Origin of the sequence: Rhodococcus sp. Eu-32, assembly GCF_003336925.1 — a bacterium.
GTDB lineage: Bacteria > Actinomycetota > Actinomycetes > Mycobacteriales > Mycobacteriaceae > Rhodococcoides > Rhodococcoides kyotonensis_B.
On the sequence record NZ_QGNK01000013.1, the window covers coordinates 1 to 12142 of the forward strand.

Sequence of the window (12142 nt, forward strand, 5' to 3'; positions counted from 1 at the left end):
CCGGCAAGGTGTGCGACGACCCGATCGCCGACCGCATGCTCCAGCGCATCGCCGCCGACGAGAACCTGCACATGATGTTCTACCGCAACATCAGCGCCGCAGCCCTCGACATCGCACCCGACCAGACACTCGACGCGGTGTGCGACATCGTCATGAACTTTCAGATGCCCGGCGCCGGAATGCCCAACTTCCGCCGCAACGGTGTCCTGATGGCCAAGCACGGCATCTACGACCTGCGTCAGCACCTCGAAGAGGTCGTCTGGCCGGTCCTGCGCAAGTGGAAGATCTTCGAGCGCGAGGACTTCACCGGCCGCGGCGAGACCCGTCGGGAAGAACTCGCCGCATTCCTCGAAGACCTGGAGAAGCAGGCCACCAAGTTCGAAGAAATGCGCGACCGTTCGCTCGCCCGCGACGCCGCGAAGGCGGCAAAGCAGGCGTCCTGACCTGCGCAGAAACCGCTCCACCTCGATCGTGCCCGGTACCGTGGTCGGTGCCGGGCACCGCTCGTTTGCTCCACACACCCAAGAAATAACGAGGCTCTTTCGATGACATTGCAGATCGGTTCACTCGAACTGCACAGCCCTGTTGTGCTGGCCCCGATGGCAGGGGTCACCAACGTGGCGTTCCGCACGCTGTGCCGTGAGCAGGAGATCGCACGCGCAGGCAGCACCTCCGGGCTCTACGTCTGCGAGATGGTCACCGCCCGCGCGCTCGTCGAGCGTCAGCCCGCGACGATGCACATGACCACCTTCGGGCCCACCGAGACACCCAGGTCGCTGCAGCTCTACACCGTGGATCCGGACACCACCTACGCGGCCGCGAAGATGATCGTCGACGAGAACATGGCCGATCACATCGACATGAACTTCGGTTGCCCCGTGCCGAAGGTCACCAAGAAGGGCGGAGGCGCCGCGCTGCCGTACAAGCGCGCCCTGTTCCGACGCATCGTCGCTGCCGCCGTCAAGGCCACCGAGGGCACGTCGGTACCCGTCACCGTGAAGTTTCGTGTCGGCATCGACGCCGAACACCACACGCATCTCGACGCGGGCCGCATCGCGGCCGAGGAGGGTGCTGCGGCCGTCGCGCTGCATGCTCGCACCGCGTCACAGCGTTACTCCGGCACCGCGGACTGGAACGAGATCGCCCGACTGAAGGAACACGTGACCGACGTCCCGGTCCTCGGCAACGGTGACATCTTCTCCGCGTCCGACGCGGTACGCATGATGAACGAGACCGGTTGCGACGGCGTCGTCGTCGGGCGCGGATGTCTCGGTCGCCCATGGCTGTTCGCGGAGCTGAGTGCACGCTTCGCCGGCCGTCCGGAGCCGACGCCTCCCACCCTCGGCGAGGTCACCACGATCATCCGCCGCCACGCCGAGCTGCTGGCCGATCACCACGGCGAGGACAAGGGCCTGCGCGAGCTCCGCAAGCACGTCGCGTGGTACCTGCGAGGATTCCCCGCGGGTTCCGACGTACGAGTGCAGATGTCGCTGGTCAAGTCTCTCGCCGAGCTCGACGACCTGTTGGCCCTCCTCGACCCGACCGTGCCGTTCCCGAAGGACGCGGAAGGCCCGCGTGGGCGCCAGGGATCGCCCGGCGCAGTGTCACTTCCCGAGGGCTGGCTCGACGATCCCGAGGACGACCGTGTTCCCGTCGGCGCCGACCTGATGCATTCCGGAGGCTGACCTGCGTCGACGGTTCGGCGCCATGATCGAAGTGGACCGCGCCCGTCTCCTCGGTATCATGGCTGGGATCGCCTGACTCGGCGAGCACGATATTTCGCCAGGAAGGCCAGGAGAACACGTGGGTGACGATCGGGACCCGAACGCGCCCGTGCCTGAGGGCAGGGCTCCGTGGGAGCGCCCGATCTCTCGTGTTCGGCCGCAGTCTTCGGGCGCGCCCGAGGCCACACCGCCGCGTCAGGACACGTCCCCGCCGAAGCCACCGATCGCGCCGACGGCACCCGCCGCACCCCGCGTCGAACAGCCCACGAGCGACGACTCCTCGCGCGACGGCGGCCGACTGAGCCGTCTCGTCAAACGAACCCCTCGCTCGGCCGAGGGAGTATCCGTCGCCGAGTTGACGGCCAAGATGGCCGACGGTGACTCCTCCCAGGAATCGGCGGCTCAGGCCGACCGTCCCGACGTCGAGGCCCCGACGGAGAAGATCGACCCCGTCACCGACGCGACGCCCCGCCCGAAGACAGCCCAGCCGGAAGCCGTCGGAGCTCCCGCCGACGAACGGCCCGCGCTCACGCGCCTCGCGATGAGCAAGGTGCGTCGCCGCAAGCGTGCGAGGAACGTCGCGCGCGGATTCGTCTCGATCCTCGCGATTCTGTCCGTGGCCCTGACGGGCGTCGTCTGGGGCTATCTGCGCAGCACCGACCGCGGCTTCGCCCAGGTCGCGGCCCTCGATCCCGATTCCACCGACGTCGTCGACGCCGCAGGCCAGTACGGCGACGAGACGTATCTGATCGTCGGCACCGACACCCGTGCCGGCGCGAGCGGCGAGATCGGCGCCGGAACCGTCGACGACGCCGAAGGCGCGCGGTCCGACACGGTCATGCTCGTCAACATTCCTGCCGACCGCAGCCGCGTGGTCGCCGTGTCGTTCCCGCGTGACCTCGACGTCACCCGCCCTGCGTGCGAGGGCTTCGACAACGACTCGAACACGTACACCGGCGAGATGTATCCCGCAGCCGACGGCGACAAACTCAACGCCACCTATGCACTCGGTGGTCCCAAGTGCCTCGTCAAGACGATCCAGAAGATCTCGGGTCTGAAGATCGGTCACTTCGTCGGCATGGACTTCGCCGGCTTCGAATCGATGGTCGACGAGATCGGTGGCGTCGAGGTCTGCACGCCGCAGCCCCTCGTCGACGGCGAACTCGGAACCGTCCTCGCGAATCCAGGCGAGCAACGCGTCGACGGTCGTACCGCGCTGAACTACGTCCGCGCACGCCACGTCGATTCGGAAGGCAACGGCGACTACGGACGCATCAAGCGGCAGCAACGTTTCCTGTCGTCGCTTCTTCGTTCGGCGCTCTCCAACAAGGTATTGCTCGATCCGGGCAAGCTGAACGGCTTCGTGAACGCCTTCACCAGTGACACGTTCGTCGAGAACGTCAAGACTCAGGATCTCGTCACGCTGGGCCGATCGCTGCAGAACGTCGATGCGGGCGCCGTCACGTTCCTCACGCTCCCCACGTCGGGCACGAACGACTGGGGCAACGAGATCCCCATGGACGACGCCATCTCCGCGATCTTCAGCGCCATCATCAACGACGACCCGCTGCCCGGTGAAGAGCGTCAGACGCCGACCGAAACGTCGGTCGCTCCCCCGGAGCAGGCGGCACCCGTCCTCGCGGTGGATCCGATGACGGTGTCGATCCAGGTCTCCAACGCGTCGGAGATGCCGGGCATGGCGGCAACGGCGTCCGAGGAGCTCTCGACCTACGGCTTCCAGATCGTCGGCGTCGGCAACTTCGTCGGGACCGCCGCACAGACCGTCGTCCGCTACTCGCCCGGGCAGGAATCCGAGGCAGCGACCGTGGCGTCGGCCATTCCGGGTGCCGTCGTCGAGGAGGGCCAGGGTCTCGACAGTCTCGTGGAAGTGGTGCTCGGAGCCGACTACCCCGGCTACACCACCGCCCCCACGACGTTCGGCCAGCCGATCGACGTCACGCGGGTTCAGGGCAGCACCGGATCCGCGCCGCTGCCGACGGATCTGGCGTTCACCAACGCTGCAGACGACACCTGCGCCTAGCCACCGATCCATTCACACCCCGTTCACTCCGGCGTCCATGACTCGGTGCATGTGAGCTACTAAACTCCGAGGTTATGCGCGTCGCCTACAACGAACAGATGAACGAGTTGGCCGATCTCCTCGGCGAGATGGCCACTCTGGCCGGATCAGCCATGGACACGGCCACCCAGTCCCTCCTCCAAGCCGACCTGGTTCTCGCCGAACAGGTCATCTCCGACCACGACAAGATCACCGATCTCAGCGCCCAGTGCGAAGAGAAGGCTTTCTCCCTTCTCGCCCTGCAGGCTCCGGTCGCCGGCGATCTGCGTTCGGTCGTCTCCGGCATTCAGATCGTTGCCGACATCGATCGCATGGGCGCACTGGCACTGCACGTCGCGAAGATCACCCGTCGTCGTCACCCCAACCACACGCTGCCCGAAGAGGTCAACGGCTACTTCGCCGAGATGGGTCGCATCGCCGTCCAGCTCGGTGCGTCGGCACGCGAGGTCCTCGAGACTCGCGACCCCGAGCGGGCCGCCAAGCTCCGCGAAGAAGACGAGGCAATGGACGACCTGCACCGCCACCTGTTCACCGTCCTGATGGACCGTGAATGGAAGCACGGTGTGGCTGCTGCCGTCGACATCACGCTGCTCGGCCGCTACTACGAGCGTTTCGCCGATCACGCCGTCGAGGTCGGACGCCGAATCATCTTCCTCGCCACCGGGGAACTGCCCAACGAGCTGAGCGCCACCCACCTGCCCAGCGCCTGACCTTCCATGGACCGAATGTCCCATTCGGTCACTGAAGGGGCTCGACAGCCCTCGGTGACCGAATGGGGCCATCCGGTCACCTGAAGTGACCGAATGTGGCATTCGCTCCGGTCGCCGTCGCCTTTCGCGCACGAGAAAACCCCCGAACCCAGTGGGCTCGGGGGTTTTCTCGTGTTCGAGTGTGGGCGGTCTGCGGGCGTGGAGCCCGCAGCAACGACCAGGCGGTTCTAGCCGAAGCGGCCCGAGATGTAGTCCTCGGTTGCCTTCTGCGACGGGTTGGAGAAGATCTTCTCGGTGTCGTCGAGCTCGATGAGCTTGCCCGGCTTGCCGGTGGCCTCGAGGTTGAAGAATCCGGTCTGATCGCTGACGCGCGCGGCCTGCTGCATGTTGTGCGTCACGATGACGATCGTGAAGTCCTTCTTCAGCTCGCCGATCAGGTCCTCGATCGCGAGGGTCGAGATCGGGTCGAGGGCCGAGCAGGGCTCGTCCATGAGCAGGACGTCGGGCTGCACGGCGATGGCGCGTGCGATGCAGAGACGCTGCTGCTGACCACCGGACAGTCCGCCGCCCGGCTTGTCGAGACGATCCTTGACCTCGTTCCAGAGGTTGGCGCCCTTGAGGGACCGCTCGGCGACCTCGTCGAGCTCCTTCTTGCTCTTGCCGCCCTGCAGCTTCAGGCCGGCGACGACGTTGTCGCGGATGGACATCGTCGGGAACGGGTTCGGCCGCTGGAAGACCATGCCGATGGTCCGCCGCACACCGACGGGGTCGACGCCCGCACCGTAGATGTCCTCGCCGTCGAGCAGGACCGAGCCTTCGACGCGGGCACCCGGGGTGACCTCGTGCATGCGGTTGAGCGAACGGAGCACGGTCGACTTGCCGCAGCCGGACGGTCCGATGAACGCGGTGACGCCGCGAGGCGGAACAGCGAGGGTGACGTTCTGGACGGCGTGGAACTTGCCGTAGTAGATGTTGACGTCTTTGAGGTCGAGACGTTTTGCCATGGTCGGCTCCTGAAGTTTCTGTGAGGCTCGGCGGTCAGACGTTCTTGGGCGAGAAGAACTTGGAGACCAGCTTCGCGCCGATGTTGAGCAGGGCAATGATCAGGATCAGCGTCAGCGCTGCTCCCCACATGCGCTCGGAGGTGAGCGCGCCGGTTCCTGCCTTCTGCAGGTCGACCATCATGAGCGGCAGCGACGTCTGCGGCCCCGAGAACAAGTTGAAGTTGATCGCCGTCGCGGATCCGACGAGGATCAGCACCGGCGCCGTCTCACCCATGACGCGGGCGAGGGCGAGCATGATGCCGGTGACGATGCCGGACAGGGCCGTCGGAACGACGATCTTGGCGATCGTCTTCCACTTCGGCACACCGAGCGCGTAGGACGCCTCACGCAGATCCTGCGGGACGATGCGCAGCATCTCCTCCGCGGATCGAACGATGACGGGAATCATCAGCAGCACGAGAGCGAAAGCCACCGCCAGGCCGGAGCGTTCGAAGCCGAACGTGGCGATCCAGAGCGCGTAGATGAACAGCGCGGCGACGATGGACGGGACACCGGTCAGGATGTCGACCATGAACGTCGTGGCGCGGGCCAGGCGGGTTCCTGCGCCGTACTCGACCAGGTAGATCGCGACGAAGATGCCGATCGGGATCGAGATCAGCGCGCAGAACAGTCCTTGCGTGAGCGTGCCGACGATGGCGTGATACGCACCGCCACCCTCGATGAACTGGGTGATACCGGCCTGCGACTTCTGCCACCAGTTCGGGTTCACGACGGCCGAGAGACCACGCGAGACCACCGTGTACAGCACCCACACCAGGGGCACGAGGGCGATCAGAACGGCCAGGCTGACCAATGCCGTCGCCGTGGCGTTCGAGAACTTGCGACGCGCACTGACACCCTTGAAGGTCGGTTCCTTGACCGGGCGATCCATGGTTGCGGTCATGGCCTAGTCCTTCTTTCCTGCGATCGCGGCGCGGGCGCCTGCGTTGACCACGAAGGTGAGCACGAACAGCACCAGGCCGGCGGCGATGTAGGCGCCTGCCTGCAGCTGGTTGTTGAACTCACCCGCGGCGAGAGCGATCTTGGTCGCGAACGTGCTACCACCGTCGAACAGGGTCCATCCGAACGTGGACTGCACACTGCGGATGATGATGTACAGCGCGATGGTCTCACCGAGTGCGCGACCGAGACCCAGCATCGAGCCGCTGACGAAGCCGGACTTGCCGAACGGGATGACGGTCGTGCGCACGACCTCCCAGCGCGTGGCGCCGAGGGCGAGTGCCGCTTCGATCTGGCCACGGGGGGTCTGCACGAACACCTCGCGGGTGACCGCGGCGATGATCGGAAGAATCATGACGGCGAGCACGATGCCGCCGGTGAAGATGGTGCCGCCGCCTGCGATCGAGACCGAGCCGGTCGCGAAGAGCGGGAACCAGCTCAGGTTCTCGTTGAGCCATTCGGCGAACGGGCTGATGGCCGGCGCCAGAACGTAGAGACCCCACAGACCGAAGACGATGGACGGCACCGCCGCGAGGAGGTCGATGACGTAGCCCAGCGGGCCCGCGACCCTCTTCGGTGCGTAGTGAGTCAGGTAGATGGCAATGCCCAATGCGACGGGCATCGCGAGGATCAGCGCGAAGATCGACACCGTCGCCGTCACCAGGAACAGGTCCCGAATACCGAAGACCATCGCCGACGTGTCGGAGGTGTTCCACTGACCGTTGTAGGTGAGGAAGTTGACGGTGTTGTTCGACAACGCCGGTATGGCACGCCACAGCAGGAACACGCCGATAGCGGCGATGAGCGCGATGATGAAGACACCCGAGCCCGTGGCGAGGGTGGAGAAGATCCGGTCACCAGGGCGAACGACGGCGCCCTTGGCTTTCTTGTCCGACAATTGCTTGGGTTCTTCCGTATTCCGCGGCGCACCGCCTGCTGTGATGCTCGCCGCAGACGGACCGCCGGTGATCGATGTGGTGTCGCTCATACCGCTCACGTCTCTCGTGTAGTGGCCAGACGACGGGGTCCTACCCGACGCCACGGCACAGGATGTGCCGTGGCGTCGAAGCAGGCTCTCGTCTCATTGAATCAGGCGATGGCGTTGATCGCAGTGACCAGACGCTCCTTGAAGGACTCGGGCAGCGGAACGTATCCGGCGGCTTCGAGGCCTTCCTGTCCTTCGTTGGCTGCGCTGAGCAGGAACGACTTGACTGCGGCCGAGGTGTCGGCGTCGTAGCCCGCGGAGCAGACGATCTCGTAGGTTGCCAGAACCAGCGGGTAGCTGTCGGCAGCGTCACTCGCGTACAGAGCGTCGATGTCGATGGCGAGGTCGTTGCCCTCACCGGAGAAGGTGGCGGTGTCGATGGCCGCGCCTGCGGTCTCGCTGCTCAGCTCGACCGGTCCGTTGCCGAAGTCGACCGACGCCATTCCCAGGCTCTCCTGCTCGGCGAAGCCCTTCTCGACGTAGGTGATCGAGCCGGGGGTTGCCGCGACGGCCTGTGCGACGCCCGACGAACCGTTCGCGCCCTCACCGACGCCACCCGCCCAGTCGGAGCTGTGGTCGAGGGTCCATGCCTCGGGAGCAGCGGCGGACAGGAATCGCTGGAAGTTGTCGCTGGTGCCCGACGAGTCGGAGCGGTAGATCGGCGTGATCGGGGTGGACGGCAGGGTCGCGCCCTCATTCGCCGCCGCGATGGCCGGGTCGTTCCACGTGGTGATCTGGCCGTTGAAGATGCGAGCCGCGATCTCCGGGGTGACGACCAGGTTGTCGACACCGTCGAGGTTGTAGGCGACGGCGATCGGGCCGAACACGAGCGGAAGGTTCCACGCCGGGTTGCCTTCGCAACGCTCGGCAGCCTGTGCGGCCTGCTCGTCCTTGATGGTCGAGTCGGAGCCGGCGAAGTCGACGAGGCCTGCGACGAACTGGGTGCGGCCGTTACCGGAACCGCTGGTCGTGTACTCGACGGCCTGTCCGGAGCAGACGCCGGAGTAGATCGACGTGAAGTTGGACATTGCGTTCTGCTGAGCGGACGAGCCTTCACCCGTCAGCGGGGACTTGCCCTCGCACGTTGCTGCCGAATCCGTGCCTGCGGCCGATTCGACGTTCGCGTCGCTGCCGCATGCAGTCAGCAGCATGGCGCCGACTGCGACTGCGCCTACGAGAGACGCGCTGCGCTTGAGCTTCACCTGTTTCCTCCGAGGATCTCGAGCCGTTCCACGCCAGAGGTCGGGCCGACCTCTACGTGATGGGAAGGTGCCGGCCACGTGGAACCTCGCACCGGGCCGCTCCGGGGCGGCCCAGATGAGAAGGTAGGGGGAGACGGTGGACGGTTACCCCCAGCTCGGTGAACGGAAGATGAACAGCTGGGCCGAATGTCCGGTTCTACCCGCGTGCGTAAGCCGCGTCGACGTGAAATCGGTCGAAACCGAGGCGCTCGTAGGTGTGCACGGCCGCCGCGTTGTCCGCTTCGACGTACAGCAGCACGTCGTCGAGTTGCCGGTTCTCGAGATAGTGCAGTCCGGCGAGCGTCAGGACGCGTCCGAGACCGCGACCCTGCGCGGCGGGGTCGATGCCGACGACGTAGACCTCGCCGATCTCGGCCTCGTCACCCTCGGCGGGATGAACCTTGGTCCAGTGGAATCCGAGGAGGGTGTCGGTACCTTCCTCGAACGCGAGAAACACGCCCGCCGGATCGAACCACGACTCGTCACGGCGCTCGGCGATGTCCTTGTCGGTCCAGCCACCTTGTTCGGGGTGCCACGAGAACGCCGCATTGTTGACGCGAAGGAGCTCCGCGTCGTCCTGATGGCCACGATAGGTGCGCAGCGAAACCCCTTCGGGCACAACGACATCGGGCAATTCTGGGGTAGCGAGCGAGCGACGCATCTGCAGCAGCTCCCTCGCCACCTCCAGCCCGAGGTTCGACGCGACGGCGCGCGCGGGCGCCAGATTGCCGTGCGCCCAGACCCGTGCGTCGTCGCCACCTTCGGTGAGGGCACGTTCGACGAGCATGCGACCGATCCCCCGACCTCGGAACGTCGGGTCGACGACGACCTCCGCCATCGCGGGCGCATTCTCGTTCGACGGGACGACACCCGCGTAGCCGACGACCGTCGCTCCGTCCGTCGCGACGAGGTGGACGGAATCGCCGTCGGCCGTGACGGCCTTGACCGCCTGCTCCGAGATCGGAGCGGTGCCGTCGGCCACCGTTGCGCGGGAGACGATCGCGAGGATGTCCTCGGCCATGGCCTCGGTGATCGACGCGAACTCGGCCTTGGCGATGTCGAACGACACAGTCATGTTCTCTACGCAGTACTTCCGTTGGTGGAGCTGAATTCGATGTCGTCACCGTCGGCGAAATCGTCGCCGGTGGTGTCGGCGTCCGGCGCGACCGGCCCGCCTTTCCTGCTCGGCCGGACGGCCTTGTATCCCACGTTCCGGACGGTCCCGATGAGCGACTCGTACTCGCTACCGAGTTTGGCGCGGAGGCGTCGCACATGCACGTCGACGGTTCGGGTGCCGCCGAAGAAGTCGTAGCCCCAGACCTCCTGCAGCAGCTGCGCGCGCGTGAAGACGCGACCCGCATGTTGCGCCAGGTACTTGAGCAGCTCGAACTCCTTGTACGTGAGATCGAGCGGACGCCCGCGCAGGCGGGCGGTGTAGGTGCCCTCGTCGATGACGAGCTCACCGAGGGTGATCTTGCCCGACGCTTCCGGGCTCGCGACGCCACCGGATCGACCGGCCAGCAGCCGGAGCCGGGCGTCGAGTTCCGCCGGTCCCGTACCGGGGAGCAGGATGTCGTCGAGACCCCATTCCGAGTTGACCGCGACGAGGCCGCCTTCGGTCAGCACCGCGACGACCGGGATCGCGGAGCCGGTGCTGCCGAGCAGCCTGCACAGCCCGCGCGCCGCCGCGAGATCGGTCCGCGCGTCGACGACCGCGATGTCCGCCGAGCCTGCCTCGAGAAGCGACGACACCTCGGTGGGGGCGGGCCGCACGTGATGCGCCAGAAGCGCGAGCGACGGTAGAACAGCCTCCGGATTGGGATCGGAGGTCAGAAGCAGAAGCTCCACACCGCCTCCATTCTTGCCGCTGTCGTGCCGAGATCGCATCGAGTCGACGTGTCAGGTCACCAGCTCACCCAAGACGGAGTGAGCTGCTTGTTCAGGGGTTCAGACTAGCGTGCCCGCGGCTACCTCCGTTCGACGCACCGACCGATTCGTCGGTCACAATGGTCGAATGCGGAAACTCATCATCGGTCTCGTGAGCCTCGTGGCGCTCGCCCTCGTGGTCGACTTCGGGGTGGCCGCCTATTCGGAGTATCGAGTCTCGCGTGCCATCCGCCAGGGCGGCGACCTGCCGTCGGATCCACAGGTGACCGTGCACGGATTCCCGTTCCTGACGCAGGCCGTCGACGGCCACTATCGAAACGTCGAGATCAGGGCACAGGACGTACCGAACGACTACGTGCGCGCGACGACCATCGAGGCGAACCTGCGCGGCGTCTCGATTCCGCTGTCGGACCTGTTCGACGGCTCGGTCCGCACTGTCCCGGTCGACGAACTGGACGGGCGGGTCCGCATCGAGGCGACCGACCTCGGCCGGTTCCTGGGCATCGTCGACCTGCAGGTATCCGCTCCCCCGGCCGACAAGTCGGATGGAACGGGCGGTTCGGGCGGCTCCGGTATGACGACCAACGGCGGTGTCGTTCTTACCGGCACCGTGCCCGTCGGGCCGATCGAGACGGAGGTCAGCGTCCAGGCGGACCTCATCCTCGACGGCGACAGCGTCGACATCGTCGCGAGCGACTTCTACTTCGGACCCGAAGGCAGCGCCGACTTCTCCATCCCCGATGTCGTCAAGCCTGCCGTGCTCGGTCTGTTCACCAAGACCATCGATCGCCAGACCCTGCCGTTCGGAGTGCTGCCGACCGACGTGTACGCCGAAGGCTCGCAGATCGTCATCGAGGGCACCGCGGAGAACACGACGATCGACCTCGACCAGATCGACGCACCATGACGGGAATCACAGTCCTCGTCATCGCGGTGATCGTTGCGGTGTCGCTCGGACTGGCGATTCGCCACCGGTCCGGACGCGTGATCGACACGTCCGGCGCCACCGTCCCTCAGGAGCTGCACACTCTCCTCGAGAGCGCAGGTGCCAGGCCTGGCGCACCGACGGTCCTGCACTTCTCCGCGGAGTGGTGCGGGCCGTGCGCCGCGGTGCGCCGCGTCGTCGGGCAAGTTCTCGCGGACACGGACGGGCCGGTGGATCTCGAGGTCGATATCGACGACCACCCCGAGCTCGCGCGAGAGCTCGGGGTGCTGTCGCTGCCGACGACGTTCGTGCTGGATCGCGAACTGGCGCAACGCGCCCGCATTCCCGGCGTCCCGACGGCGGCATCGCTGCGATCCGCCCTGCTCGACCTGTAGTTTCGACCGGTCGCGTTCTCCGCTAGAATCCTCTCCTGTGTCCCACCGCCAGGAGCTGTTGCTCACCAGTCGACGCACGGTAGATCTGTGCCGACTGGGCGGTTGTTGCTGTCGCTGCCGCTGATCGTCCGAACCCTGGGGCGCCGTCGCGCCCTGGCCCGAAGTTCGAGATGACCACTGCGAACCGTCGTT

The 12142-nt window shown here is 66.3% G+C and carries 12 protein-coding genes; 6 read left to right on the forward strand and 6 right to left on the reverse strand.

The genetic code is table 11. The features are described from left to right. The 4 genes from DK926_RS16310 to phoU all read left to right on the forward strand — a co-directional run. Positions 1 to 443: acyl-ACP desaturase (locus DK926_RS16310; RefSeq protein WP_165839594.1), on the forward strand; the 443-nt coding region annotated here is incomplete at its 5' end. Positions 444 to 545: 102 nt separating this feature from the next. Then, positions 546 to 1685 (forward strand): tRNA dihydrouridine synthase DusB, encoded by a 1140-nt coding sequence (gene dusB, locus DK926_RS16315; RefSeq protein ID WP_068424846.1) that lies wholly within the window; start codon positions 546 to 548, stop codon positions 1683 to 1685. Between the two features lie 118 nt (positions 1686 to 1803). Then, a complete protein-coding gene (locus DK926_RS16320; protein ID WP_114331290.1) occupies positions 1804 to 3765 on the forward strand; it encodes an LCP family protein in 1962 nt (653 codons plus the stop codon). A gap of 74 nt (positions 3766 to 3839) precedes the next feature. Further along, complete coding sequence (gene phoU, locus DK926_RS16325; RefSeq protein WP_114331291.1) at positions 3840 to 4514, forward strand: phosphate signaling complex protein PhoU; 675 nt, start codon at positions 3840 to 3842, stop codon at positions 4512 to 4514. Positions 4515 to 4741: 227 nt separating this feature from the next. Here phoU and pstB read toward each other — a convergent pair whose 3' ends face one another. The 6 genes from pstB to DK926_RS16355 form a co-directional block, all read right to left on the reverse strand. Beyond that, positions 4742 to 5518 (reverse strand): phosphate ABC transporter ATP-binding protein PstB, encoded by a 777-nt coding sequence (gene pstB / locus DK926_RS16330; RefSeq protein WP_114331292.1) that lies wholly within the window; start codon positions 5516 to 5518, stop codon positions 4742 to 4744. Positions 5519 to 5552: 34 nt separating this feature from the next. Next, positions 5553 to 6461, reverse strand: coding sequence for a phosphate ABC transporter permease PstA (gene pstA, locus DK926_RS16335; protein ID WP_068424860.1), 909 nt, complete (start codon positions 6459 to 6461; stop codon positions 5553 to 5555). A gap of 3 nt (positions 6462 to 6464) precedes the next feature. After that, the gene (gene pstC / locus DK926_RS16340) at positions 6465 to 7505 is read right to left on the reverse strand and encodes a phosphate ABC transporter permease subunit PstC (RefSeq protein WP_068424862.1); all 1041 of its coding nucleotides are present in this window, start codon (positions 7503 to 7505) and stop codon (positions 6465 to 6467) included. Between the two features lie 101 nt (positions 7506 to 7606). After that, complete coding sequence (gene pstS, locus DK926_RS16345; protein ID WP_068424865.1) at positions 7607 to 8704, reverse strand: phosphate ABC transporter substrate-binding protein PstS; 1098 nt, start codon at positions 8702 to 8704, stop codon at positions 7607 to 7609. A gap of 196 nt (positions 8705 to 8900) precedes the next feature. Continuing rightward, positions 8901 to 9818, reverse strand: coding sequence for a mycothiol synthase (gene mshD / locus DK926_RS16350; RefSeq protein ID WP_114331293.1), 918 nt, complete (start codon positions 9816 to 9818; stop codon positions 8901 to 8903). A gap of 5 nt (positions 9819 to 9823) precedes the next feature. Then, a complete protein-coding gene (locus DK926_RS16355; RefSeq protein ID WP_068426095.1) occupies positions 9824 to 10591 on the reverse strand; it encodes a response regulator transcription factor in 768 nt (255 codons plus the stop codon). Between the two features lie 166 nt (positions 10592 to 10757). On the opposite strand from DK926_RS16355, the gene DK926_RS16360 reads away from it, so the two are divergent. Beyond that, the gene (locus DK926_RS16360; protein WP_114331294.1) at positions 10758 to 11537 is read left to right on the forward strand and encodes an LmeA family phospholipid-binding protein; all 780 of its coding nucleotides are present in this window, start codon (positions 10758 to 10760) and stop codon (positions 11535 to 11537) included. Then, entirely contained in the window at positions 11534 to 11950 is a 417-nt protein-coding gene (locus DK926_RS16365; RefSeq protein ID WP_114331295.1) for a thioredoxin family protein, read from the forward strand. The genes DK926_RS16360 and DK926_RS16365 overlap by 4 nt, the downstream gene beginning before the upstream one ends. Positions 11951 to 12142 lie beyond the last annotated feature (192 nt).